Raw genomic sequence first — 26,407 nt, 5'->3', positions numbered from 1 at the left:
GCAGGCACCTCCACCCAACGGCCCTACACTCAACAGGCACCACCAAGAACAGACGGAGAACCAATAGCGATGCAGGACCTCGGAATCATCAGCCCTGGCCTCGAAGAATTCCGGGAACTCGCCGCCCACAGCCGCGTCATCCCTGTCCGGCTGAAGGTGCTGGCGGATGCCGAAACGCCGATCGGGCTGTACCGGAAACTGGCGCAGGGCCAGCCGGGAACGTTCCTCATGGAGTCGGCGGCCGTCGGCGGCGCCTGGTCGCGCTACTCCTTCATTGGTTCCCGGTCCCGGGCCACGCTGACCACCAAGGACGGGCAGGCGCACTGGCTGGGCGAGCCGCCGGCCGGCGTCCCCGTGGACGGAAACCCTGTTGATGCCATCCGCGACACCATCGAGGCGCTGCGCACCGACCGCTTCGACGGGCTCCCGCCGTTCACCTCCGGGCTGGTGGGATTCCTGGGCTGGGAGACGGTCCGCCACTGGGAAAGGCTGACCAGCCCGCCCGAGGATGACCTGCAGCTTCCCGAGCTGGCCCTGAACCTCGTCACGGACATGGCCGTCCACGACAACATGGACGGCACTGTGCTGCTGATCGCCAACGCCATCAACTTCGACAACAGCTCCGATCGCGTGGACGAGGCCTGGCATGACGCCGTCGCCCGCGTGAAGCAACTGCTGGCACGCATCAGCACCCCGGTGGTCCAGCCGGTGTCCGTGCTGGAGCCGGCGGCCCTCGATTTTGCCGCCAGCGTCCAGGAGCGCTGGCACGAGCCCGACTACCTCGCCGCCCTCGACCGTGGCAAGGAAGCGATCGTGGACGGCGAGGTCTTCCAGGTGGTCATCTCCCGCCGCTTCGAGATGGAGTGCGGGGCGTCGCCGCTGGACGTCTACCGGGTGCTGCGCAACACCAACCCGAGCCCGTATATGTACATCTTCAGCCTCGAGGACGCCGACGGCCGCCAGTATTCGATCGTCGGCTCGTCGCCGGAGGCGCTGGTGACCGTCACCGGCGAGGACGTCATCACCCACCCGATTGCAGGCTCCCGGCCGCGCGGCAAGACCGTGGACGCGGACAAAGCGATGGCCGAGGAGCTCCTCGCGGACCAGAAGGAACGGGCGGAGCACCTCATGCTGGTGGACCTGTCCCGGAACGACCTGTCGAAGGTCTGCGTGGCGGGTTCCGTGGACGTCACGCAGTTCATGGAGGTGGAGCGGTTCAGCCACATCATGCACCTGGTCTCCACCGTCGTCGGACGCCTGGCTCCCACGGCCAAGGCCTATGACGTCCTGAAGGCCACCTTCCCGGCCGGAACCCTCTCGGGCGCTCCGAAGCCCCGGGCCCTGCGACTCCTGGATGAAATCGAGCCCCACCGGCGCGGCATCTACGGGGGAGTCGTGGGCTACCTGGACTTCGCCGGCGACATGGACATGGCCATCGCCATCCGCTCTGCGCTGCTGCGCGAGGGACGCGCCTACGTCCAGGCCGGCGGCGGCATCGTTGCAGATTCAAGCAACCCGGCCGAGGCACAGGAAACCGTCAACAAGGCGGCGGCCCCGCTGAGGGCTGTGCACACAGCCGGCTCGCTGCACAACATCACTTCTGATTCCGTCAGCGCCCCCGATTCCGTAACCGAGGCAAACTCCTGATGGCGGTACCCGCAGGACGCGCCACCCCGGCCAAAGCGCGCGGCGCGGTTCCGGGCTGGGCCCGCAAGTCCACGGTGGTGCTGCTGATCGCGGCCCTGGCGCTGGCGGTCTTCGGCACCACCACGCAGACCTGGCTGACGGTCCATCTCGACCCCCAGCAGCTGGGCCAGGCCGCCGGAAGCGAAGGCGGCCTCCAGGTCCAGGGCAGCAAAGCCGCCACCACGGTCACGGCCCTGGCCCTCGTCGCACTGGCGGGCGGGCTCGCGGCCTCCATCGCCGGAAGGATCGCCCGCTGGGTCACCACGGCCATCATCGTGCTGGCGGCGGTTGGCATCATCGCTGCTGCAGCCACTGTCCTCGCTGATCCGCTGGCCGCAGCCCAGGGATCCATCGCCGCGGCCACCGGCGTTTCGGGTGGCAGCGCGGACGTGAGCGTGAGTGCCTTCCCGGTGCTGGCCGTCATCGCAGGTTCCCTGCTGGCCGCCGGCGGCCTGCTGGTGGTTCCGGCCGGGCGGTACTGGAAGTCCCGCACCAAGTACGACGCCGCCGCGGCGGGTCCCGCAGCGGACCAGAGCGGCCCGGTGGACGAGATCGACAGCTGGGACAGGCTCTCCCGGGGCGACGACCCCACCTGAGCCGGCGGGTCACGCAGCCACGCGCCCCGGGCGCGATGCCGAAGGCCGCGGCAAAAAATGGCAGAATGTAAGCAGTATTGATCCTGAGGAGATTCACATGAGCAAAGCCACTGTTTCCGGTACCAAGCCCGCTGCCCCCAAGGAGCACCACGGCATCGACCACAGCATCGACCTGGGCCACGGCAATAGCCCGGCCGCCTGGACCTGCGTGATCGTCATGCTCATCGGCGCCCTCATCGCCTCCATCGCGTTCGTCATTGCCAACTCCCCGATCTTCTGGGCCGGCATCGCCGTCATGGTCCTGGGCCTGCTGGCAGGCTTCATTATGCGCAAGGCCGGCTACGGCGTGGGCGGCAGCAAGATCAAGAACAGCCACTAACCGTGACGGTTCTCGACGACATCAACGCCGGTGTCAGGGAGGACATGGAGGCCCGGATGCGCCTCGTGTCCCTCGCAGAGGTGAAGGAGCGCGCCTTGGCGGCGGCTCCCGCCCGGGACGCCTGGGCTGCCCTCGGCGGCACGTCCGCGGACCGCGGCGAGCTCAAGGTCATCGCCGAGATCAAGCGCCGCAGCCCCTCCAAGGGCGACCTCGCCAGCATCGCGGACCCCGCGTCGCTGGCCGTGCAGTACGCCGACGGCGGAGCCGCGGTGATCAGCGTGCTCACCGAGCAGCGCCGTTTCAGCGGTTCGCTGGCTGACCTGGATGCCGTGCGCGCCCGGGTGGACGTCCCGCTGCTGCGCAAGGACTTCACCCTGGACGAGTACCAGATTTGGGAAGCCCGCGCCCACGGCGCGGACCTCATCCTCCTGATCGTGGCGGCCCTGTCCGACCAGCAGCTGCGTGAATTCAGCAGCTTGAGCCGCGAGCTCGGCATGAACGTGCTGGTGGAAACGCACACGCCGGAGGAAGTCGAGCGCGCCGTGGCCGCCGACGCCCGGATCATCGGCGTCAACGTGCGCAACCTCAAGACGCTCGACGTCGACCGCTCCCTTTTCGCCTCACTCGCCGGCAGCATTCCGGCCGGCGCCGTGGTGGTGGCGGAGTCGGGCGTTCGGAACGCCGACGACGTCGCGCACTACGCGGCGCACGGTGCCAACGCCATCCTGGTGGGGGAGGCGCTCGTCAGCGACGCCACCCCGCGTGAACGCATTGCGGAGTTCACGGCGGCCGGGGCCGCGGCCATCGCCGCCCGGGCCTGAGCTCCCACCCAACCGTGGCGCCATCCGTCCGCACGACATGCGGGCAGATGGTGCCTGACATCAATAAGAAAAAGTGAACAGGATGGTGAGACTGATGGCCGACGCGCCAACAGCCGGCTCTGACGAGGGCACGGTGGATGCATTCCTGGAGGGAGGCACCTCGCTGCGCCACGCCCCGGGACCCTACTTCGGCGCCTACGGCGGCCGCTGGATGCCTGAGTCACTGATCGCCGCCCTGGACGAACTCGAGGACACGTTCGAGAAGGCCAAGGCCGATCCCGAGTTCATCGCGCAGATCGCGGACCTGAACAAGAACTACTCCGGCCGGCCCTCACTGCTGACCGAGGCAAAGCGCTTTGCGGAGCACGCCGGCGGCGTTCGGATCTTCCTCAAGCGCGAGGACCTGAACCACACCGGCTCCCACAAGATCAACAACGTGCTGGGCCAGGCGCTCCTTGCCAAGCGGATGGGCAAGACCCGCGTCATCGCCGAGACCGGCGCCGGCCAGCACGGCGTGGCCAGCGCCACTGCTGCCGCCCTGCTGGGCCTGGAATGCGTCGTCTACATGGGCGCCGAAGACTGCCGCCGGCAGGCGCTGAACGTGGCACGGATGGAACTCCTGGGCGCCACGGTCATCCCCGTCACCAACGGCTCGCAGACCCTCAAGGACGCCATCAACGAAGCCCTCCGGGACTGGGTAGCCAACGTCGGCAACACCCACTACCTGCTGGGCACGGCAGCGGGCGCCCACCCGTTCCCGGCCCTGGTCCGCTACTTCCACGAAGTCATCGGCGAAGAGGCCCGCGCCCAGATCCTGGAGCAGGCCGGCCGGCTTCCGGACGCCGTCTGCGCCTGCATCGGCGGCGGGTCCAACGCGATCGGCATCTTCCACGGCTTCCTCGATGACCCCTCCGTGAAGATCTACGGCTTCGAGGCCGGCGGCGACGGCGTCGAGACCGGCCGCCACGCGGCCACCATCACGCTCGGCCGGCCCGGCGTGCTGCACGGCGCCCGGTCCTACCTGATGCAGGACGACGACGGCCAGACCATCGAGTCGCACTCCATTTCCGCGGGACTCGACTACCCCGGCGTCGGACCGGAGCACTCCTACCTAGCCGATATCGGACGCGTCAGCTACGAGCCCATCACGGACAGCGAAGCCATGGAAGCCTTCAAGCTCCTGTGCCGCACCGAGGGCATCATCCCCGCGATCGAGTCCTCACACGCCCTCGCCGGCGCCATCAAGGTTGGCCAGCGGCTGGCAGCCGAGGCCGGCACCGCCGGCGCGTCGGACAAGATCGTGGTGGTGAACCTGTCCGGCAGGGGAGACAAGGACGTGGCCACCGCCGCGGAATGGTTCGATCTCCTGGACAAGGACTCGGCCGAGGCAGTCATCGGCAAGGAAGGGGAGCAGCTGTGACTACAGCGGACATCACCAGCAAGTCGGCCATCGCTATCGACAAGGCCCGCGCGGAAGGCCGCGCGGCCCTGATCGGCTACCTGCCCGCCGGGTACCCCAGCGTCGAGGAGACCATCGCCGCCGGCATCGCCCTGGCCCGCAACGGCGCCGACCTGATCGAAGTCGGCATTCCGTACTCCGACCCCGTCATGGACGGCCCGGTCATTCAGGCAGCCACCACCGAGGCCCTGGCCAAGGGGTTCTCCGTCCGCCAGGTCTTTGACGTCGTCGCCGGCATCACCAGCCAGACGGACGCTGCTGTCCTGGTCATGACGTACTGGAACCCCGTGGTCCGCATGGGCGTGGACGAGTTCTCGCGGCGCCTGGCCGAGGCCGGGGGAGCCGGGCTCATCACCCCGGACCTGATCCCGGACGAGGCAGCCGAGTGGATGGACGCGTCGGAGAAATACGGCCTGGACCGTGTCTTCCTGGTGGCGCCCTCCTCCACCCCCGAGCGCATGCGCCGGACTGTGGACGCGAGCCGCGGATTCGTCTACGCGGTCTCCATCATGGGCGTCACCGGCGCCCGCTCGTCGGTGAGCTCGGCGGCCGAGGACGTCGTGGCCGCGGCCAAGGCCGCCGGTGCCGAACGCGTGTGCGTGGGCCTCGGCGTTTCCACCGCTGAGCAGGTCGCGGAAATCGCTGCCTACGCGGACGGCGTGATCGTCGGCTCGGCGCTCGTTGCGGCCGTGCGCGACGGCGGCGTGGACGCCGTTGCGCAGCTCACCAAAGACCTCTGTACCGGACTGACCAGGAAGTAACGCAACAATGCAGACGCTCCTCACCGCAGCCGCGCTGGTACAGTCTGGCCTGCTTTCAGCCGGTATGGTGCCCGCAAGCATCCCGAGCCCGGACTGGTCCGGGTTTGATATTCCGCTGCCGTGGGGATCGCTCCGCATCCATGCCTACGCCCTGTGCATCCTGGCGGGCATCGTCGTCGGCCTCTGGCTGACGTCGGTCCGCTGGGCCAGGCGCCGAGCGCCCGAAGGCAGCGTCTGGGACATCGCCATCTGGGCCATCCCCTTCGGGATCATCGGGGGCCGGCTCTACCACGTGTTCTCGTCCCCGGACGCGTACTTCGGTCCGGGCTTCGACGGCACCGGGGACCTGTCCCTGATCCCGCAGATCCAGCGCGGCGGCCTTGGAATCTGGGGCGCCGTGGTGCTGGGTGCCTTCGGTGCCTGGATCGGCTGCCGCCGTGCAGGGGTCAAGCTCACGGCGTTCCTCGATGCCGCGGCTCCGGGGCTTCTCCTGGCGCAGGCCCTCGGCCGGTGGGGAAACTACTTCAACCAGGAGTTGTTCGGCGGCCCCACCACGCTGCCGTGGGGACTCCAGGTGGATGCGGACAACGCCAATTTCCCGGCGGGTTACCCGGCGGACACCCTGTTCCACCCCACGTTCCTTTATGAATCCCTCTGGAACATCGCGGGCGTGCTGATCCTGCTGGCCCTGGACCGCCGGTTCCACTTCCGCCGCGGCCGGCTCTTCTGGCTGTATGCCATGTACTACACGCTGGGCCGGGTCTGGATCGAGGCCATGCGGATCGATGACGCCGAGCAGATCAGCCTGTTCGGGATCACCACCCGGCTGAACGTCTGGACCAGCATCTTCGTGTTCCTCGCCGCGCTGGCCGTGTTCATCTGGCTGGGCCGGCGCAAGGACGGCAACGCGGACAGTGTCTACCTGCCGGGCCGGGAGCCAGCCCCCGCTGCGGCTGCCAAGTCCGACGGCGGAACGCCGGCCAGCGCAAAAGTCGCCGGTTCGTCAGTGGTAGGGGACGGGTCGAAGGACTCCGGCTCCACTCCGAATGTGACCGGTAATCCGGTCCGTGATATGGACCCTGTTGTCTCAGATAGTGAATCGCGTGGTAGTCTCCCTGATAACCGAAACGGTTCCGGGCTAACTTCTGCCCAAACGGAAGCAGTCCCGGCATCCACCGGCGGAACCCCAGCCGCCGCGGAGCCGCGGAACACCGGAAAGTCCGGTGGCACAGACACCGGGACCGCACCGGAGGCCGACAGCTCACGCTAGAAGGCACCGGTACCAGGGCAGCAGAGAGTTACCGCTCAGAGCGCCCGACACCCACAGCGTCGTGGCAGAGGCACATTCCGGTCAGCATAGAGCTGCTGACCGGTCAAGCCCGGGGCGGAAGCCTGCGTAACTGTTAGTTCAGCACGTGTGCCTGCCCTACAATTTCCAGTAAGCATTAACACTTTGTTGCGCCCATCACAGTGGCGCTCCGAGTGGGGCCAACGTTGTCCCTTCCATACGCACGATCAGGAGGAAGGACGTCTCCCATGACCCAAACTCTTTCAAGCCCCAGCTGGTCCGGACCGAACCAGCCGGACGCCGCCATGTCGCCGTTCAAGCGGTTCGCGGCGCTCCCCGAGGCAGCCGGGCTCTACAACCCGGAGCAGGAGAAGGACGCCTGCGGTCTTGCGATTATCGCCACCCTGCGCGGCGAGCCCGGCTACGACATTGTCGACGCCGCCCTGACGGCCCTGCGCAACCTCGAGCACCGCGGTGCCGTCGGCGCAGATGAGGGCACGGGTGATGGTGCCGGCCTCCTGATGCAGGTACCGGACGAGTTCTTCCGTGCCGTCACCGAATTCGAACTTCCGGCCCCCGGCCAGTACGTGGTGGGCACCGCCTTCCTGCCCGCTGAGCAGCGCGAGGCCGACGCCGCCAAGGCCGGCATCGAGGGCCTGGCCGCTGACGAGGGCCTGACGGTCCTTGGCTGGCGCGAGGTTCCCGTCGTCGCAGATCTTGTCGGTGCCATGGCGCGCGCCTGCATGCCGTACTTCTCCCAGCCGTTCTTCGCCTCGGCAACCGGCGAGCAGCTGGACCGCAACGACCTGGACGGCCGCGCCTGGCGCATCCGCAAGCGCGCCCAGAACAAGTTCGGTGTTTACTTCCCGTCGCTGTCCTCGCGGACCATCGTCTACAAGGGCATGCTGACGACGGCCCAGCTGGAACCGTTCTACCCGGACCTGTCGGACAAGCGCTTCAAGACCAAGCTGGCGATCGTCCACTCGCGGTTCTCCACCAACACCTTCCCGTCCTGGCCGCTGGCCCAGCCGTTCCGCACCATCGCCCACAATGGTGAAATCAACACCGTCAAGGGCAACCGGAACTGGATGCGCGCCCGCCAGTCCCAGCTCGCCAACCCGCTGCTGGGCGACTCGCCGGAAGAGCTGTTCCCGATCTGCACCCCGGGTGCATCCGACTCCGCTTCCTTCGATGAAGTGGCCGAGCTGCTGTGGCTGTCCGGCCGCCCCATCACCCACGCGATCATGATGATGATCCCCGAGGCCTGGGAAAACCACGCCACGATGGATCCGGCACGCAAGGCGTTCTACGAGTACCACTCCCTCCTGATGGAGCCGTGGGACGGCCCCGCCGCCGTGTCGTTCACCGACGGCGCCCTCGTGGGTGCCACGCTGGACCGCAATGGCCTGCGCCCCGGCCGCTACTGGATCACCGAGGACGGCCTGGTCGTCTTCGCCTCCGAGGTGGGCGTGATCGACGTCGAACCCTCCAAGGTGGTCAAGAAGGGCCGCGTCTCGCCCGGCAAGATGTTCCTGGTGGACACCGAGGCCGGCCGGATCATCGGCGATGACGAGGTCAAGGCCGAGGTCGCTGCGGCGAACCCCTGGGCCGAGTGGGTCAAGGACAACCTGATCGACCTCAACGAGCTGCCGGAACGCGAGCACGTGGTGCACACCGCCGCGTCCGTGAACATCCGCCAGCGCACCTTCGGCTACACCACCGAAGAGCTCAAGATCCTGCTGGGCCCGATGGCCCGCACCGGCGCCGAACCGCTGGGCGCCATGGGCTCCGACACCCCGGTGGCTGTGCTGTCCAAGCGCCCCCGCCTGCTCTTCGACTACTTCGTGCAGTCCTTCGCGCAGGTCACCAACCCGCCGCTGGACGCCATCCGTGAAGAACTGGTCACCTCCCTGACCTGCGCCATCGGTCCCAACGGCAACCTCCTGGACACCAAGCAGGTGCGCCAGCCGCAGGTCTCCCTGCCGTTCCCGGTGATCAACAATGACCAGCTCGCCAAGATCGCCAACATCGAGGACGCGGAGGGCAACCGCGTGGCCATGAAGGTCCGCGGCCTCTACCGCCCCGAGGGTGGCGAGAACGCGCTGCGTGCCCGGCTCACCGAAATCTGCGAGCAGGTCTCCGGTGCCATCAACCGCGGCGTACAGTACGTGGTCCTGTCGGACCGCGACTCCAACGCGCAGTGGGCCCCGATCCCGTCCTTGCTGCTGGTCAGCGCCGTGCACCACCACCTGCTGCGCAGCGCCAACCGCACCAAGACCGCCCTGGTGGTCGAGGCCGGCGACGTCCGCGAGACGCACCACGTGGCAGTGCTCGTGGGCTACGGTGCCTCCGCTGTGAACCCGTACCTGGCCATGGAATCCGTGGAGCAGCTCATCGCTGCAGGCGACGTGGTGGGCGTGACCCCGCAGGACGGCGTCTACAACCTGATCAAGGGCCTCGGCAAGGGTGTCCTGAAGATCATGTCCAAGATGGGCATCTCCACCGTAGCGTCCTACACCGGCGCGCAGACGTTCGAAGCGCTTGGCCTGGGCCAGGAACTGGTGGACGAATTCTTCGCCGGAACGCACTCCCAGCTGGGCGGCGTAGGCCTGGACGTCATCGCGGCAGAGGTTTCCGCGCGGCACCAGATGGCCTACCCCGAGGGCGGCATTGAACAGCCGCACCGTCCCCTGCTGGGCGGCGGCGAGTACCAGTGGCGCCGCGACGGCGAGCCTCACCTCTTCAACCCGGAGACGGTCTTCCGGCTGCAGCACGCCACGCGTGAGCGCCGCTACGACATCTTCAAGGCCTACACCAAGGGCGTGGACGACCAGTCCGAGAACCTGATGACCCTGCGCGGTCTGCTCAAGTTCAAGGACGGCGCGCGTCCCGCCGTGCCGCTCGAGGAAGTGGAGCCGGTCTCCAGCATCGTCAAGCGCTTCTCCACGGGGGCCATGAGCTACGGCTCCATCTCCAAGGAAGCCCACGAGACCCTCGCAATCGCCATGAACCGGCTGGGCGGCAAGTCCAACACCGGTGAGGGCGGCGAGGACGTGGACCGCCTGCTCGATCCCGAGCGCCGTTCCGCCGTCAAGCAGATTGCCTCGGGCCGCTTCGGCGTCACGAGCCTCTACCTGAGCAACGCGGACGACATCCAGATCAAGATGGCCCAGGGTGCGAAGCCCGGCGAAGGCGGCCAGCTGATGGCCCAGAAGGTCTACCCCTGGGTTGCCCGGACGCGCCACTCGACCCCCGGTGTCGGACTCATCTCCCCGCCCCCGCACCACGACATCTACTCGATCGAGGACCTCGCGCAGCTCATCTACGATGCGAAGCGCGCGAACCCCTCGGCCCGGGTGCACGTCAAGCTCGTCTCCGAGGTGGGCATCGGCACAGTTGCCGCCGGCGTCACCAAGGCCAAGGCCGACGTCGTGCTTGTTTCCGGGCACGACGGCGGAACCGGCGCCTCGCCGCTGAACTCGCTCAAGCACGCCGGTGTGCCGTGGGAACTGGGTCTCGCAGAGACCCAGCAGACGCTCATGCTCAACGGCCTGCGCGACCGCGTGGTGGTACAGGTGGACGGCCAGCTCAAGACCGGCCGCGACGTCGTCATCGCCGCGCTGCTCGGCGGCGAGGAATTCGGCTTCGCTACGGCACCGCTGGTGGTTGAAGGCTGCATCATGATGCGCGTCTGCCACCTGGACACCTGCCCGGTGGGCGTTGCCACGCAGAACCCCGAGCTGCGCGCCCGCTTCAGCGGCAAGCCGGAGTTCGTGGTCAACTTCTTCGAGTTCCTGGCCGAGGAAGTCCGCGAGATCCTCGCGGAGCTCGGCTTCCGGAGCATCGAGGAAGCGATCGGCCACGCCGAAATGCTGGACACCCAGGACGCCATCAGCCACTGGAAGGCGGAAGGGCTGGACCTGGATCCGATCCTGCACGGCCTCGAGTTCGACGACGACGCCCCGCTGCGGAACCTGACGGGCCAAAACCACGAGCTGGACAAGCACTTCGACCAGCGGCTCATCACCATGGCTGCCGAGGCGCTAACCGACCGTGCCCCGGTGAAGATCACGGTGGACGTCATCAACACCGACCGCTCGGTGGGCACCATGCTGGGCCACGTCGTGACCAAGACGTTCGGCACGGACGTGCTGGCCACTGACACGATTGACATCACGCTGAACGGCACCGCGGGGCAGTCGCTGGGCGCTTTCCTGCCTGCCGGCATCACGCTGCGCTTGTACGGCGACTCCAACGACTACGTCGGCAAGGGGCTCTCCGGCGGCCGGATCATCGTCCGCCCGGACCGCACCAACGTATTCCAGGCCGAACGCAACGTCGTTGCCGGCAATGTGATCGGCTACGGCGCAACCAGCGGCGAGCTGTTCTTGCGCGGCCAGGTGGGCGAACGCTTCCTGGTCCGCAACTCCGGCGCCACCGCTGTTGTTGAAGGCATCGGCGACCACGGCTGCGAGTACATGACCGGCGGGCAGACGCTGATCATCGGCCGCACCGGCCGCAACTTCGGCGCCGGCATGTCCGGCGGTACGGCCTACGTGCTGGACCTGCGGACTGAACGGGTGAACAAGCAAGCCCTCGAGTCCGGCGAACTCCAGCTCCTTGAACTGGACGCCGAGGACCGCGACATTGTCCACGGCCTGCTGGTCAAGCACGTGGAGGAAACCGAATCCCAGCTGGCCGCGCGTCTGCTCGACAACTTCGACGACACCGCTGCCCGCATAACCAAGGTGCTGCCGCGCGACTACGCCGCAGTGCTGCAAACCCGTCTTGACGCCATCGAAGAGGGCCTTGACCCCGACGGCGAAGAAGTTTGGTCTCGAATCCTGGAGGTGACCGGTGGCTGACCCACGCGGATTTCTGAAAGTACGCCAGCGTGAAACCCAGCCGCGCCGTCCCGTTCCCGTCCGCATCATGGACTGGAAGGAAGTCTACGAGGCCCAGGAGAAGGGCACGCTGAAGGCCCAGGCCGGCCGCTGCATGGACTGCGGCGTGCCGTTCTGCCACCAGGGCTGCCCGCTGGGGAACCTGATTCCCGAGTGGAACGACCTCATGTGGCGGGACAAGGGCGAGGAAGCGATTGAGCGGCTGCACGCCACCAACAACTTCCCCGAATGGACCGGCCGGCTCTGCCCCGCACCCTGCGAGGCGTCCTGCGTGCTGGGCATCAACCAGCCCGCCGTGACCATCAAGCAGGTCGAGGTGTCCATCATCGATGAGGCCTTCGACAACGGCTGGGTCAACCCGCTGCCGCCGCACCGGCTCACCGGCAAGACGGTCGCCGTCGTCGGTTCCGGCCCTGCCGGCCTGGCGGCTGCACAGCAGCTGACCCGCGTGGGCCACACCGTGGCCGTCTACGAACGGGACGACAAGATCGGCGGCCTGCTGCGCTACGGCATCCCCGACTTCAAGATGGAAAAAGAGCAGGTGGACCGCCGGCTCGAGCAGATGAAGGCTGAAGGCACCCGCTTCCGCACCGGCGTCGCCGTCGGTACGGACGTCACCTGGGAGCAGCTGCGCCGCCGCTACGACGCCGTGGTCATCGCCACCGGCGCCACGGTGCCGCGTGACCTGCCCATCCCGGGCCGCGACCTCGACGGCGTGCACTTCGCCATGGATTACCTGGTTCCCTCCAATCGCGTGGTGGCAGGGGAGTCCCCGGAGAACCACATCGACGCCCGCGGCAAGCACGTGGTCATCCTCGGCGGCGGCGACACCGGTGCGGACTGCATCGGCACGGCGCACCGCCACCAGGCAGCCTCCGTGACCACCCTGGCCATCGGCAAGCAGCCCCCGCTGGAGCGAGCCGGCCACCAGCCGTGGCCGACGTTCCCCACCCTCTTCGAGGTGGCCAGCGCCCACGAGGAAGGCGGAGAGCGCACGTACCTCGCCTCCACTGTTGAGTTCGTGGGCGAGGACGGCAAGCTGACCGGCGTCAAGGTTGCAGAGACTGAATTCGTGGACGGCAAGCGCCTCCCCAAGGCCGGCACCGAGCGGATCATCCCCGCCGACCTCGTGTTCCTGTCCCTCGGCTTCACCGGACCTGAACCGGCCGGGATCACCGAGCAGGTCAACGCCGAGTTCGACGGGCGCGGCAACGTGGCGCGCGACGGCTACTACATGACGAACACCGAGGGTGTCTTCGTGGCAGGCGACGCCGGCCGCGGCCAGTCCCTGATCGTGTGGGCCATCGCCGAAGGCCGTGCAGCCGCGGCTGCGGTGGACAAGTACCTGATGGGAAGCACCATCCTTCCTGCGCCGGTGGCTCCGACGGACCGTGCCATAGCTGTCCTGTAGCGCCGATCCGGGGAATTCATCTCCGCGACAACTTAACCAATGCAAGTGACAAATAGGGTAGGTATATGAGACGCGCAAAAATTGTGGCCACCTTCGGACCGGCCATTGCCAGCTATGAAAACACCCTTGCGGTGCTGGAAGCCGGCGTTGATGTAGCCCGTATGAACATGAGCCACGGCGACTACTCCGTGCATGACAACACCTATGAAAACGTCCGCAAGGCCGCGTCCGATCTGGGCAAGGCCGTGGCCATCATGGCCGACCTGCAGGGCCCGAAGATCCGCCTGGGCCGCTTTGTCGACGGTCCCCACGAGCTGGCGGTGGGGGACATCTTCACGATCACCACCGAGGACGTTCCCGGCACCAAGGAGATCTGCTCCACCACGCTCAAGAGCCTTACCGAGGACGTCAACCCGGGCGATGCCCTGCTGATCGACGACGGCAAGGTTGCGCTGCGCGCCATCGAGGTGGACGACGTCAAGGTGGTCGCCAAGGTGACCGTCGGCGGGTTCGTGTCCAACAACAAGGGCATCAACCTCCCGGGTGTCGCCGTCAACGTCCCCGCGCTGAGCGAAAAGGACGAGGACGACCTGCGCTGGGCGATGCGCCGCGGCGTGGACCTCGTTGCCCTGTCCTTCGTCCGTGACGCCGCTGACATCAAGCGGGTCCACGAGATCATGGACGAGGAAGGCCGCCGCGTTCCGGTGATCGCCAAGATCGAGAAGCCCCAGGCCGTGGAGCAGCTCCACGAGATCATCGACGCGTTCGACGCGATCATGGTGGCCCGTGGCGACCTCGGCGTGGAGCTTCCGCTGGAGGAAGTGCCGATCGTGCAGAAGCGCGCCATCGAACTGGCACGCCGCTGGGCCAAGCCGGTCATCGTGGCCACCCAGGTGCTTGAGTCGATGATCGACAACCCGCGCCCGACCCGTGCGGAGGCCTCTGACTGCGCCAACGCCGTGCTCGACGGCGCTGACGCGGTCATGCTGTCCGGCGAGACCAGCGTGGGCAAGTTCCCGATCGAGACGGTCAAGACCATGGCCCGGATCATCGAGTCCACCGAGGAGCACGGCCTGGAGCGCGTCCCCCCGCTGGGCACCAAGCCCAAGACCCGCGGTGGCGCCATCACCCGTGCCGCCGTCGAAATCGCGGACCAGCTGGACGCCAAGTACATCTGTACGTTCACGCAGTCCGGTGACTCGGCTCGCCGCCTGTCCCGCCTCCGCCCGATCAAGCCGGTCTTCGCGTTCACTCCGGTGGAGCACGTGTGGAACCAGCTGGCACTGACCTGGGGCATCCAGCCGCAGCTCGTTGCCACAGTAGGCCACACGGATGAAATGACCGCACAGGTGGACCGCAGCCTGCTGGACATGGGACTGGTGGAAGACGGCGACCTCGTGGTCATTGCTGCCGGATCCCCTCCCGGAAAAGCCGGTTCCACCAACTCGCTGAAGGTCCACAAGGTGGGCGACCTCGCCGACACCACGCGCCTCGGCGAAGCCGCCGGCAAGCGGGAAAAGCTCGGCCCGTGGCCGGAAAAGAAGAAGAAGAACAAGGACAAAGCTGCAGCTCCGGCTGAGTAGCTAAATTCTGAGAGGGAGGATCCCCGCCATCAGTTCACTGGTGGCGGGGGTCCTCCCCTTTTTTGTTTCTCGTTCCCTGGTATGGGGGAAAGCAGAAGGACCCCGGCGCGTTGCCGGGGTCCTTCCTCTTTGTTGCTTCTGGCGTTAGTTGACCTGGTTGATGATGGTCTCGGCCACTTCGCGCATGCTGAGGCGGCGGTCCATCGAGGTCTTCTGGATCCAGCGGAAGGCTTCCGGCTCCGTCAGGCCCATCTTGGTGGTCAGCAGGCTCTTGGCGCGTTCCACGAGCTTGCGCGTGGCGAACTGCTCCTGCAGGTCGGTGACCTCGCTTTCGAGGGCTTTGATCTCCTCGTGGCGGGACAGCGCGATCTCCAGGGCGGGGATCAGGTCGGCAGGGGTGAAGGGCTTCACCACGTAGGCCATGGCGCCGGCGTCGCGGGCGCGCTCCACGAGTTCCTTCTGGCTGAAGGCGGTCAGCAGCACCACGGGGGCGATGCGCGCCTTGACGATCTTCTCGGCTGCGGAGATGCCGTCCATGACGGGCATCTTGACGTCCATCAGGACCAGGTCCGGCTTGAGCTCCTCGGCCAGCTGCACGGCCTTCTCGCCGTTGTCGGCCTCGCCGATGACGTCGTAGCCTTCGCCGCGCAGGATTTCGATGATGTCCAGGCGGATGAGGGTTTCGTCTTCGGCCACAACTACGCGGCGCGCCGGCTGGGACGTTTTGTTTGACTCCGTCGGTTCTGACACGGGATCTCCTTGAAAAGGTACGGCGGGACTATGACTATCTTAGTTGGGCCCCGCGCTTGTACTTGGATCGGCATGGCTTGTTGCGACGGCGGTGGCGCGATTCTGGCTTTTAGCCTATCTGCATGTAGAGTAATTCCGCGCACTGGTAGTGGCTGCGTTGATCACACTTCGCTGTGAGCCTACGATTGTTACTCCGCGCCCGAGTGGCGGAATTGGCAGACGCGCCGCACTCAAAATGCGGTATCGAAAGGTGTGTGGGTTCGAGTCCCACCTCGGGCACGTGTTTTCCCTGTTCAGGGGCTTTTTAGCCTCTGAGTGTGGAGAATTTGTGTTGTTAGGGCCCCTTCGGGGGCCTTTTTCATTGGTGGCCGGTGCTGTGGCCTGCCTCCGCCTCCGTTCCTTGCTCGGTGGTCTTGGTGCTTGTTACCCGTTCATGGGCGTAACTGGCTGGGGCAACATGACCTGAGAAGATTTCCGGTCGGGATTCTTTTCTTGGCCGTTGGGTCACAGGTTTCTCCTTCTGGGTTCGGTGGATGTTCTGCTTTTTCATGGTGGGTCCGGGGGAGGGCGACATGACTTGTGCCCAGCTGTTCGAGCATCGGTTCTGGCAGACTCCGGAAGATGCTCTGGGGCGCATTACCGTGGCCGACTGGTAGCCGGTGTTGCCGTGCATTTGGCTCATGAAGCCCACCCCTCTTTCATTCCTGCATCTCTGGTTTTAGCGTCGTTGCCTGTTCATGGTTACCTTCGGCGTCTACTGCATGATGAAGTGAAGTTTTTTTGGCGCGACGTCCGGAAGTGACGTATCCGCTTGGCTGGTCTTTCATATTCCTTCATGACCAACCTGCTGAATGACAACATGACGGAACGGTGATGCACCGACACAGCCTCAGCGACCCAAACCCGCACGTGACTCTCGCCGTCGCCCGGTGCCGGGAACAAGCCAGAAGCGTCAGGTTGAAACCTAGGATCTTCGCAAGGGTGCGTCAGCAATGAGGACTGGGCACCTCTATTCTGACGGCTTTTGACTGGCCGGCCGACGTCCGGTTGGGGGGTGATCTAACGCCACACCGCTTGCTCCCTCAAGAACATCTGCTTTTTGCCGACAAATGGCGTCGTTCTGTGATCGCCTCATGTCGCACCACTGCAGGCCACGTGTCTTGTGTGGCTAAGGATACAAGGAGTCTCGTTGAGCCTGCATCGGGGAGGCTTCGATGTTCTGCCGGTAAGAAGTGCCAGGCCAGTCGCCCAGTGTCTACCGCAACCTCCGCCTCCTTCGGCTGGCCTGGGCTCTGTGACGGTCCCTCACAGCCCGGGCCAGTAGCCCTTGATGGGTTTGGGGTAGCCGGGGTCGACGCGGTCGGCGGCGATGTCGTAACGGACGTACTGCGATCCGCGGAAGAAATACACCTTGCCGTTGCCCCAGTTCACGGCGGCGTCGATCCGGTCGCTCCACAGCCCGGGCCAGTAGCCCTTGATGGGCTTCGGGTAGCCGGGGTCGACGCGGTCGGCGGCGATGTCGTAACGGACGTACCGCGATCCGCGGAAGAAATACACCTTGCCGTTGCCCCAGTTCACGGCGGCGTCGATCCGGTCGCTCCACAGCCCGGGCCAGTAGCCCTTGATGGGCTTGGGGTAGCCGGGGTCGACGCGGTCGGCGGCGATGTCGTACCGGATGTACTGCGATCCGCGGAAGAAGTACACCTTGCCGTTGCCCCAGTTCACGGCGGCGTCGATCCGGTCGCTCTTCCTGCTCATGTCAGGGACCAGGGCGCCCAACGTGTCTGCGTCCGCCGCTTGCCCACCGCTGACGGCAATTGCGGAGCTCAGCCCCAGCACGGCGCCGGTTGCAAACAGATGGCGCCGGGAAAGGCCGCTGGGCGGGGCCGGATGAGCTGTGTCGTTTGAAAAATCTCGTGTATTCATTGCGTGTTCCTCGTGACGTGGTAGGCGCGGGGCGCTTCTGCGACTTCCCACTCTGTTAGTCGATGTGGGGGCATCAAAGGCGCCATAGCGTGCTCTTTTCAGGAATAAAAGAACCTAGGAGTAGGCTCGGTGCCGCCGACGACGATTTCTCCCACCTTCAGCATGGCCTTGACCTTTTTCCTGGGTTGATACCCGGGAGCCTTTTGGTTGCAGTGGCCTTTCCTGGGTATGTCTCAAGGTTAGGAAGCCATTGGGCGTCGCACATTCGGGTCTTCACGTAACTTAGATCAGTGCCAGCACGTAGGTGTTCCGCTGGCACACCCGGCACAATAGAGAGCGTGATCGCCAACAACGGCATGGCGCGGAAATGGGGCCCATGGCTACTGGTGGCTGCTGCTGTCGTCGGGGTCGTTCCGGCCCCCTTTACGGTTGCGGTGGGCGGTTGGTGGGTCGTGCCGAACGTAGTGTTCCAGCTGGTGGTCTACGCTGCCGGGTTCGCCCTCCTGCGTGTGCCCGAACACCGGTGGAATGCCACGCACCTCGTTCTTGCTGGTGTGGCCAGCGCGACGGGTTACCTGTTGTCCGAGCCGATCGCCGATATCGGCTACTGGTTCCAGGTGGGTTTTGTCGCCCAGTGGTTGGTGGCGCCGTTGTTCTTGCGGGTGCTGCTCAGTTACCCCGCTCCTGGACCGCGTGGCCGATCGGCGACAGTGCTCCTGCGCGTCACGTGGGTGTGGGCCGTCGTGCCCTGGCTCGTCTCAGCGGCGCTTTTTAGCCCCGACCCCCATGCCCAGGCGCAATACCACAACCTTTGGATGACTCTTGTGGACTTCGAACCGGGAGCGTCGATCGCAGCATCCATTGGAAGCGCGGGCTCCATGGTGGTGGGAATCTGGACTGTCCACGTCATGTGGCGGCGGTGGCGGTTAGCGAAAGGATCCCTGGCGCCGCGGTCGCGACTCGTCGCCGCGGCAGGAATCCTTCTCGCCGTGGGTCTGGGGAGCCGGGAGGTCGCCCGCGTCCTGGTCGACACCAAGCGGATCGACTGGGAAGGCCGGGCCTGGATTGAGACCGGACATGCCGCGCTGGCGATCGTGGCCGTGCTGCTAACCGTCGGATCGGTCTATTGGTCGTTCGCGCAACGCCCGAGGGTGGTCGAAATCATGGTCGCAACGGCCGGGGACGCCTTGGGGGTCGAAGCGGCACTACGCCGCGTGCTCGGCGACCCGACCGCGCGGCTGTACTACGACCTCGCCGGGACGTTGCTGGATGCCCGCGGCGCCCCGGCGAGCCCCGCATCCGCCCGTGGACGGGTGCTGAGGGTTCTCGATAATGAGCAGGGTCAAGCCAGCGCTTTAGCGGACCTCGATGAGGTCGTGCTCGAGGATCCCATCCAGACGGCCATCGCTCTCTCGGCCACCCAGCTGGTTCTCCAGGCCGCGCGCCTCGCCGTGGAGCGAGACGCCTACGCGAAGGACTTGGCCGAATCGCGCAAGCGAATCGTAACTGACGGCGTCACGCAACGCATAGAGTTGGAGCGCGCCCTGCACGATGGGGTGCAGCAACACCTGCTCGCCGTCTCGACAACCCTGTCCCTGGCACAGCTTGCGTACAACCTCACCGAGAGCACCGACGTCATCGACCAAGCCCAGAGCCAACTCAAAGAAGCTCTGGCCGAGTTGCGCCGGCTGGCCCGTGGCATCCACCCGGTAGCACTCGGGCACGGAGGACTCCCCGGAGGGCTGCGCGCCATGGTCGACCGGTGGGATGACTGCGAATTCGTCCTCGAATCAACGGAGCCGTCCTTTGCGTGCCTGGACGAGACCGTCCGAACGACGTGTTATTTCGCCGCGGCCGAGGCATTGTCCAACGCCATCAAGTACGGGAGCAGGCCCGTGAAGATCACGGCCGCCTGCGATGGGCACCAGGTGACCGTCACCGTCGTCGATGAAGGAGCCGGCGGGGCGCGTCCTGTCCCGGGGGGTGGTCTTGCCGGGCTGAGGGACCGCCTGGCGGCGGTCGGCGGGGGAGTGACGATCACCAGCCCTGAAGGAGGACCGACGATGATAGTGATCCGATCATCCGTGCACGCCTCTACCGCCCTGGGTGTGCCATGAGCGGTCTACGGGTCGCTCTTGCCGATGACTCCGGTATCTTTCGCGCGGGGCTGGCCGCTCTGTTGACAGCAGCTGGAGTCCACGTCGTCGCATCGGCAGGTGACGTGCGAACCCTGCAGAAGCAGCTGGAAGAACACTCCGTGGACGTCGCCATCCTCGATATCCGGATGCCCCCCACCTACACGGACGAAGGCATCCGGGCCGCGATAGCACTGCGTAAGCGCCATTCTGATCTCAGCATCCTCATGCTCTCGACATACGCTGAGGCCGCGTGGGCGCGAGAACTCATAGCCGTCATCCCCTCCAGCGTCGGTTACCTCCTCAAGGACCGCGTCAGCACCGTCGATCGCCTCATCGAGGCCATCGAGGAAGTGGCAGACGGGGGCATCGCCTTGGACCCCACCGTCGTTGCGTCGCTCATGCGGTCAAACACCGCCCTCAGCCGCCTCACCACCCGCGAACGCGAGGTCCTCGCACATATCGCCGAAGGGAGATCCAACCTCGCCATCGCCCGCCAACTTCACCTTTCCGTGCGGACCGTGGAGGTGCATGTCGCTGCGGTCTTGCGCGCCCTCGACATTCACCCTTCCCCCGACGAAAACTCCCGTGTCCTAGCCACCCGGGCCTTCCTCAAACACCAGCCCTGAAGACCATGCCCCGTCTTCCCGCCCCACTCCGGAGGAAGGCCTTCGGCGCCGACTACCCGAAGAGCTTCTTCACTTTTCTCGAATAGAGGCTACAGGCCCGTTTGGCGGCGGCCGATGGGCAGCGTCTATCCTGGGCAGCATCACCGCTCCCGCCCCTAGTATTGCCCCATGAGGAAGTGGGGCAGTGAACACCCCGTTTTAGTGATTGCGGTGGCTCTTGCCCTCTGTTGGGGCACGGGCTTCGCCATCAGCCTTGTCATCGGGGGCCGGCTGGATGATGCTCTCTTCAACGCCACGATGGGGTCGATCACGACTGCTCTGATCTGGTACTTCACCGTGAAGCGCCTGAAACAGACCTCCGACAGGCTCACTAAGCAAGGGCAACACCTGGTCTACCTCCGGTATCCGGAGGCCCGGCCGGAGTCTCTCAGCGGCATCTGGAACATGGGCGGCGCCACCCGCGCCGAGGATACGGTGGGCAGCCTTCTGGAACAGGCGCTGGACGTCTTCGGGGTCCGCGGCGCCGCTCTCTTTAGCGGGCCCGCATTCGACCCCGCGTCCGGCGCCGGTCCCGGCGCGCGGCTGCTAGCGAGGGCGGGCGAGCTGACGGAGCAAGAACGGGAAGGCACCGATTTCGCCGGGCACACCGTGGAACCGGTCGACGACGGCACCTGGCTGGTGCTGTTCGGCAGGACCGTGCCGGCTGCCGACAGCAGCCTGCTGGGCGCCTTCGCCGCGCACGTACTGGCCCAGCTGGAGCGTCAGCAGCTGGCCGCCAGCCGCCTCGAGGTGCTGCGGCTTGCCGAGGGAAACACCATGCGCACTGCCATCCTGCGTGCGGTCTCGCACGACCTCCGCACGCCGCTGGCCGGAATCAAACTCGCCGTCGGCGGTCTCCTGCAGACCGCCGTCACCTATCCCCCCGAGGAAAAACAGGAGCTGTTGGAAACCATCGACGAATGCTCGGACCGGCTGGACGCCCTGGTGGGCAACCTCCTGGACATGTCCAGGATCACTGCCGACTCAGTCCGGCCCCTGCTGAAACCCGTTCGGTGGCTCGATGTTGTGCCCCCCGCTCTCCGAGGCCTTCCGGCGGGAAGCGTGCGGGTGGAACTGCCGCCGAACCTTCCCGCCGTCGACGCCGACGCAGTCCTGCTGGAGCGCGTCATCGCCAACATCGCGGAAAACGCGGTCAAGTACGCCCCGGCCTCCGACGTCAAGGTGACGGCGGCGGCGGGCGGGCTCAGCCGCACCATCCTCAACGGCCACCCGGCGGGTGAACTGCGCATCATCGACCACGGACGCGGTGTGCCCGGCCGGAACGTGCCCGCGATGTTCCGGCCGTTCCAGCGCCTTGATGATGTATCCCAGTCCACCGGCGTGGGCCTCGGACTGGCCGTCGCAAGGGGGTTCGTCTCGGCCATGGGCGGCAGCCTGGCGGCAGAGGAAACACCCGGCGGGGGACTCACCATGGTGATCCGGCTTCCACTGTCAACGGGGCATGACCCAACCGGGGCCGGCGGCGGGGCACCCGCCGCCGTTCCCGGCGTTTCAGTTCCCGGCGTTTCACCTGCCGTATCTCCACAGGAGACTGCCCAGTGACGGGCGTCCTCGTCGTGGATGATGACCAGCATCTGCTGAAGGCGCTGCGGATCACGCTGCAGGCGCACGGCTACACCGTGGAGACGGCCGCGGACGGCGAGGCCGCACTGATTGCTGCCTCCCGCAATCCGCCCGGGATTGTTGTCCTTGACCTCGGACTGCCGGACATGGACGGCGCGGCGGTCCTCAGGGAACTCCGCCGCTGGAGCTCCGCCCCGGTCCTGGTGCTCTCGGCCCGGCACGGTTCATCGGACAAGGTGGACGCCCTCGACGCGGGCGCGGACGATTACATCACCAAGCCCTTCGGACTGGAGGAACTCCTGGCCCGGCTCCGTGCACTCCTGCGGCGCGCGCCGGAAGCCGCCGAGCCGTCCACTGTGGACACCGCGGAGTTCAGCGTGGACCTGGGGCGGCGGATGGTTACCCGGAACGGTGAGCCTGTCCGGCTCACTCCCACGGAGTGGAGCATCCTTGAACTCCTGGTGCGGAACCCGGGCAAGCTCATCACCCAGCAGCAGATCCTGGCCACCGTCTGGGGACCCGCCTATGAGAAGGAAGCCAACTACCTCCGGGTGTACATGGCGCAGCTCCGGCGCAAGCTGGAGGCGGACACAGGGAACCCGCGCCATCTGCTGACCGAGGCCGGCATCGGCTACCGCTTCCGGCCCTGACCTGCCCTTATGGACGTCCCGTGAACTTCCGTGAACCCCTATGAAGGGAGGCCGGATTCGGGCAACATGTGTAGAGCCGGGCGCCGCACACACCGGGCGCCACACGTACAGCCGAAGGAGAACAGATCGTGTCCACCCTGCTCAACCCGTACCTCAGCTTCCGTGACACCGCCCGGGACGCCATGACCTTCTACCAGTCGGTATTCGGCGGCGACCTGGCACTCAGCACCTTCGGGGAGTTCCACGCCAGTGAAGATCCTGCTGAGTCGGACAAGATCATGCACGGGATGCTGACCTCGGAGAAGGGGCTCGTGCTCATGGGGGCCGACACCCCCAACTCCATGGACTATTCGCCGGGGAACAACATCTCCGTATCTCTCAGCGGCGACGACGAGGCGGAACTTCGCGGCTATTACGACAAACTGTCCGGCGACGGCGGCACCGTCACCGTCCCGATGGAGAAGGCCCCATGGGGCGACATCTTCGGCATGTGCACCGACAAGTTCGGCATCGCATGGCTGGTGAACGTCAGCGGAGCCTCGGCAGCGCCGGCTCCCTAGCGGGTAACGCCAGGAACGGGGCCCACGCCCGCAGGGTTCCCTGGCCGAGCTTGCGAGGTTAGGGCGCGGGTGGGGAGGAACCAGGCGGCGACCATACCCACTCGCGGATGCCGGGCAGGTCCTCGAAGTGCTCCCGGATGTATTCAGCATGGGCGTCCAGCTGCTGGTTGCAGTGATCGGCCAAAGCCTCCGCGCCGTCGAACTGCCGCGGCATCCGGCGTAGTGCCTCCAGCGCCAGGTGGTAGCGGCTCATCCGGTTGACCACCACCATGTCGAACGGCGTGGTGGTGGTGCCCTGCTGGCTGTAGCCGCGGACGTGGAACCGGTCCGGGTTCGGCCGGCCGTGCAGGAGCTGGTGGAACGAGCGGGCGTAGCCGTGCCATGCCACGACCACCTCGCAGGTGTCAGTGAACAGCGAAGTGAACGTCCCGTCGTCGAGCCCGTGCGGGTGCACGTCGCGCGGCGGAAGCACCATGGCGTCCATGACGTTCACCACGCGCACGATGGCATCGGGAACGTGGCGCTGCAGCAGCCAGGCCGCCGCGAGCGCCTCCTCGGTGGGGATGTCGCCGGCGCACGCGAGGACGACATCCGGTTCTGTGCTGCTGCCGACCTCGTTGCCGGCCCACTCCCAGCGGGAGGCGCCGGCCTCGGCATGCGCGCGGGCTTCCGCCAGGGTCAGGTACTGGGGGTGCGACTGCTTGTCGACGACGACCAGGTTCACGTAATCCTTGCTGAGCAGGGCGTGTTCTGCCGCCGCCAGCAGCGTGTTGGTGTCCGGCGGCAGGTAGATCCTCGTCACCTCGCCGGACAGGGACAGCACGGTGTCGATCAGCCCCGGGCCCTGGTGGCTGAAGCCGTTGTGGTCGTTGCGCCAGCAGGTGGAGGTCAGCAGGATGTTCAGGCTCGGCACCGGCGAGCGCCACTCCAGCTCCCGGGCGTGCTGCAGCCACTTGGCGTGCTGGACGGTCATGGAGGCGCTGACCATGGCGAAGGCCTCATAGCTGGCGAAGAACCCGTGCCGCCCGGTCAGCAGGTAGCCTTCCAGCCACCCCTGGCACAGGTGCTCGGAGAGCACCTCCATGACGCGGCCGTCCGGAGAGACATGGTCGTCGCCGTCGCTCTCCCCGTCGGTCCCCGGCAGCATCAGGCAACGGTCGGTGGCCTCGAACACGGCGCCCAGCCTGTTGCTGTTGGTTTCGTCCGGGCAGAACAGCCGGAACCGCGGGTTGTCCTCCGTTCCGGTGTAGAGGTCACGGAACAGTTCGCCCAGCGGCTTGGTGGTTTCGATGCTGGTCGAACCGGGCTGGCGCGGGTCGACGGCGTACTGGGCAAGGTCCGGAATGTCCAGCGGGACGGACGGCTGGCCGTTGGCCCACGGCGCCGCCCCCATCCGGAGCCTGCCTTCGGGCGCCAAAGCGGCCAGTTCCGGGAGGAGCCGGCCGTCGTCGTCGAACAGGGATTCGGGCTGGTAGGAACGCATCCATTGCTCCAGCAGCGCCAGGTGCTCCGGGTTGTCCCTGACACCTGACAGGGGAACCTGGTGCGCACGGAACGTGCCTTCCACCCGGGTGCCGTCCACGGACTCCGGTCCGGTCCAGCCCTTGGGGGTCCGCAGGATGATCGCCGGCCAGCGCGCCGCCGTCGGCCGGTTACTGCCGGAGCCGGAAGAGCCGGAACCGGCGCCCCGGGCGGCCTGCTGCATGTCCCGGATGGTGGCATACGCGTTGTCCAGGGCAACGGCCAGGGCACGGTGGACCTTCTCGGGCTGGTCGCCGGACACGGTAACGGGTTCCCAGCCGTTGGCGCTTAGCAGTGCCTCGACGTCCGCGTCGGGGCGGCGTGCCAGGACTGTAGGGCCGGAAATCTTGGCCCCGTTGAGGTGCAGGATGGGCAGGACCGCGCCGTCCCGCGCGGGGTTGAGGAAGAACGGCGCCGTCCAAGAGGCGGCCAACGGGCCGGTCTCGGCCTCGCCGTCGCCCACCACACAGGCCGCGATGAGATCCGGGTTGTCCATCACCGCGCCGGTGGCGTGCATCAGCGAGTAGCCCAGCTCGCCGCCTTCGTGGATGGACCCGGGGGTGGCCGGGCCCACATGGCTGCCCACACCGCCCGGCGTCGAAAACTGCCGTGCCAGCCGGCGCAGCCCGGCGGCGTCGCGGCTGATCTCAGGGTAGATCTCGGAGTAGGTGCCCTCGAGGTAGACGTTCGCCACCACCGACGGTCCGCCGTGGCCGGGACCGGCGATGAACAGGACCTCGGCGGATGTATTCCGGATCAGCCGGTTCAGGTGGGCGTAGATCAGCGACAGCCCGGGGCCGGTGCCCCAGTGGCCCAGCAGCCTCGGCTTGATGTGCTCCGGCCGCAGCGGCTCCCGAAGCAGTGCATTGTCCTGGAGGTAGATCTGGGCCACCGTCAGGTAGTTCGCCGCGCTCCAGTAGCGGTGGAGGAGGTCCAGTTCGCCTTCCGAAATTTCCCCGTTTGCCCCGGCCATGCCCATGGATTGCCTTCCGTCGGATCCCGCTCCAGCGCTGACGGGCACAGTCTACCCCGGGCGTTTTGGCCGCCCTCAGATCCACTGCAGGGCTGCGGGACCGGCAGTTGGGCCTCGTGTTTTCCGGAGGCCTTGCCCGGCCCGGCCGGCGTTCCGTAGCGTTGCCAGCGTGGGAGGAACGCCGTGGGAATTGCCGAACCGAATGGGGACACCGGGCTAAAGGGAGACACCGGGAACAAGGTGACCCTCTACCTCGATGTCGACGGCGTGGTGTGCCCGTTCGGCCCGACGGGCACCACGCCGTGGGGCTCGGCCTGGCGTTACACCTTCGCCGGGATGCTGGAAGTTGCCTATGCGGCGGAGCTGGTGGCGGCCCTGAACCGGCTGTCTCTGCAGCCCGGACTCCGCTGCGTCTGGCTCACCAGCTGGGAGGAACTGGCGCCCGCCGTCCTCTGCCCGGTTACCGGCCTGAGGGGCAGCACGTGGCCGGTGCTTACCTCGGACGGGGCGGGCAGCGGCGCGGAATGGTGGAAGCTGGAAGCCATTCAGGCGGATGTGGGCAGGAACACGCCGGAGCGGATCATCTGGGTGGACGACCAGCTCGCATTTGAAGGCCGGGCGCAGGCTTGGGCACGGATCCTTGGCCGCCGTGCCTTGCTGGTCTCGCCGGACCCCCGGACTGGACTGTCGCCGCGCCAGCTGGAGGCCATTCGGGCCTTCTCCCGGCCCCCGGACCGGCAGGTGTGACTGAG

The 26,407-nt window shown here is 66.7% G+C and carries 19 protein-coding genes and 1 tRNA gene; 17 read left to right on the top strand and 3 right to left on the bottom strand.

Going from position 1 to position 26,407, the window contains the following annotated elements:
• Nucleotides 1-69: 69 nt before the first annotated feature.
• From G9E11_RS04355 to pyk, 10 genes are all read left to right on the top strand, one after another.
• Nucleotides 70-1,647, top strand: a complete 1,578-nt coding sequence (locus tag G9E11_RS04355) for an anthranilate synthase component I (protein WP_190603197.1) — start codon at nucleotides 70-72, stop codon at nucleotides 1,645-1,647.
• Nucleotides 1,647-2,282 (top strand): Trp biosynthesis-associated membrane protein, encoded by a 636-nt coding sequence (locus G9E11_RS04350; protein ID WP_190603195.1) that lies wholly within the window; start codon nucleotides 1,647-1,649, stop codon nucleotides 2,280-2,282. Before G9E11_RS04355 ends, G9E11_RS04350 begins: the two co-directional genes overlap by 1 nt.
• Before the next feature lie 97 nt (nucleotides 2,283-2,379).
• Entirely contained in the window at nucleotides 2,380-2,661 is a 282-nt protein-coding gene (locus G9E11_RS04345; protein WP_190603194.1) for an HGxxPAAW family protein, read from the top strand.
• 2 nt (nucleotides 2,662-2,663) lie between these two features.
• Entirely contained in the window at nucleotides 2,664-3,482 is an 819-nt protein-coding gene (gene trpC, locus G9E11_RS04340; RefSeq protein ID WP_190603192.1) for an indole-3-glycerol phosphate synthase TrpC, read from the top strand.
• A gap of 94 nt (nucleotides 3,483-3,576) precedes the next feature.
• Nucleotides 3,577-4,902 carry a tryptophan synthase subunit beta gene (trpB, locus tag G9E11_RS04335; RefSeq protein WP_190603190.1) on the top strand — a complete coding sequence of 442 codons (1,326 nt, stop codon included), beginning with the start codon at nucleotides 3,577-3,579 and terminating at the stop codon, nucleotides 4,900-4,902.
• Nucleotides 4,899-5,702: a tryptophan synthase subunit alpha gene (gene trpA / locus G9E11_RS04330; RefSeq protein WP_190603188.1), complete on the top strand. Its 804-nt coding sequence runs from the start codon at nucleotides 4,899-4,901 to the stop codon at nucleotides 5,700-5,702. Before trpB ends, trpA begins: the two co-directional genes overlap by 4 nt.
• A gap of 7 nt (nucleotides 5,703-5,709) precedes the next feature.
• Nucleotides 5,710-6,972, top strand: a complete 1,263-nt coding sequence (gene lgt, locus G9E11_RS04325; RefSeq protein WP_190603185.1) for a prolipoprotein diacylglyceryl transferase — start codon at nucleotides 5,710-5,712, stop codon at nucleotides 6,970-6,972.
• Between the two features lie 266 nt (nucleotides 6,973-7,238).
• Complete coding sequence (gltB, locus tag G9E11_RS04320) at nucleotides 7,239-11,855, top strand: glutamate synthase large subunit (protein WP_190603183.1); 4,617 nt, start codon at nucleotides 7,239-7,241, stop codon at nucleotides 11,853-11,855.
• Entirely contained in the window at nucleotides 11,848-13,305 is a 1,458-nt protein-coding gene (locus G9E11_RS04315) for a glutamate synthase subunit beta (RefSeq protein ID WP_190603181.1), read from the top strand. Before gltB ends, G9E11_RS04315 begins: the two co-directional genes overlap by 8 nt.
• Before the next feature lie 65 nt (nucleotides 13,306-13,370).
• Nucleotides 13,371-14,888: a pyruvate kinase gene (gene pyk / locus G9E11_RS04310; RefSeq protein WP_190603179.1), complete on the top strand. Its 1,518-nt coding sequence runs from the start codon at nucleotides 13,371-13,373 to the stop codon at nucleotides 14,886-14,888.
• A gap of 144 nt (nucleotides 14,889-15,032) precedes the next feature.
• On the opposite strand, the gene G9E11_RS04305 is transcribed toward pyk, so the two are convergent.
• Nucleotides 15,033-15,638 carry an ANTAR domain-containing response regulator gene (locus G9E11_RS04305; protein WP_003800911.1) on the bottom strand — a complete coding sequence of 202 codons (606 nt, stop codon included), beginning with the start codon at nucleotides 15,636-15,638 and terminating at the stop codon, nucleotides 15,033-15,035.
• Between the two features lie 197 nt (nucleotides 15,639-15,835).
• Between G9E11_RS04305 and G9E11_RS04300 the strand changes: the two genes are divergently transcribed.
• Nucleotides 15,836-15,917 (top strand) — tRNA-Leu (locus G9E11_RS04300).
• Nucleotides 15,918-16,943: 1,026 nt separating this feature from the next.
• Here G9E11_RS04300 and G9E11_RS04295 read toward each other — a convergent pair.
• Nucleotides 16,944-17,396, bottom strand: a complete 453-nt coding sequence (locus tag G9E11_RS04295) for a hemopexin repeat-containing protein (RefSeq protein WP_190603177.1) — start codon at nucleotides 17,394-17,396, stop codon at nucleotides 16,944-16,946.
• A 506-nt stretch (nucleotides 17,397-17,902) separates the two neighbouring features.
• Here G9E11_RS04295 and G9E11_RS21450 point away from each other — a divergent pair.
• The 5 genes from G9E11_RS21450 to G9E11_RS04270 all read left to right on the top strand — a co-directional run bounded on the left by G9E11_RS21450 (nucleotide 17,903) and on the right by G9E11_RS04270 (nucleotide 23,161).
• Nucleotides 17,903-19,681 (top strand): ATP-binding protein, encoded by a 1,779-nt coding sequence (locus G9E11_RS21450; protein WP_190603175.1) that lies wholly within the window; start codon nucleotides 17,903-17,905, stop codon nucleotides 19,679-19,681.
• Nucleotides 19,678-20,328 (top strand): response regulator, encoded by a 651-nt coding sequence (locus G9E11_RS04285; RefSeq protein WP_190603174.1) that lies wholly within the window; start codon nucleotides 19,678-19,680, stop codon nucleotides 20,326-20,328. The genes G9E11_RS21450 and G9E11_RS04285 overlap by 4 nt, the downstream gene beginning before the upstream one ends.
• A gap of 210 nt (nucleotides 20,329-20,538) precedes the next feature.
• Entirely contained in the window at nucleotides 20,539-21,930 is a 1,392-nt protein-coding gene (locus tag G9E11_RS04280; protein WP_311764291.1) for a sensor histidine kinase, read from the top strand.
• The gene (locus tag G9E11_RS04275; RefSeq protein WP_190603171.1) at nucleotides 21,927-22,601 is read left to right on the top strand and encodes a response regulator; all 675 of its coding nucleotides are present in this window, start codon (nucleotides 21,927-21,929) and stop codon (nucleotides 22,599-22,601) included. The genes G9E11_RS04280 and G9E11_RS04275 overlap by 4 nt, the downstream gene beginning before the upstream one ends.
• A 128-nt stretch (nucleotides 22,602-22,729) precedes the next feature.
• Nucleotides 22,730-23,161: a VOC family protein gene (locus G9E11_RS04270; protein WP_111902595.1), complete on the top strand. Its 432-nt coding sequence runs from the start codon at nucleotides 22,730-22,732 to the stop codon at nucleotides 23,159-23,161.
• Nucleotides 23,162-23,219: 58 nt separating this feature from the next.
• Here G9E11_RS04270 and G9E11_RS04265 read toward each other — a convergent pair whose 3' ends face one another.
• On the bottom strand, nucleotides 23,220-25,661 hold the full coding sequence (locus G9E11_RS04265; protein WP_190603169.1) for a phosphoketolase family protein: 2,442 nt from the start codon (nucleotides 25,659-25,661) through the stop codon (nucleotides 23,220-23,222).
• Nucleotides 25,662-25,838: 177 nt separating this feature from the next.
• On the opposite strand from G9E11_RS04265, the gene G9E11_RS04260 reads away from it, so the two are divergent.
• Nucleotides 25,839-26,402, top strand: a complete 564-nt coding sequence (locus G9E11_RS04260; protein WP_311764290.1) for an HAD domain-containing protein — start codon at nucleotides 25,839-25,841, stop codon at nucleotides 26,400-26,402.
• Nucleotides 26,403-26,407: the final 5 nt, after the last annotated feature.

The sequence above is a fragment of the Arthrobacter ipis genome (genome assembly GCF_014694315.1).
GTDB lineage: Bacteria > Actinomycetota > Actinomycetes > Actinomycetales > Micrococcaceae > Arthrobacter > Arthrobacter ipis.
The sequence above is the reverse complement of the archived record's forward strand: the minus strand, read 5'-3'. Positions and strand labels throughout refer to the sequence as shown.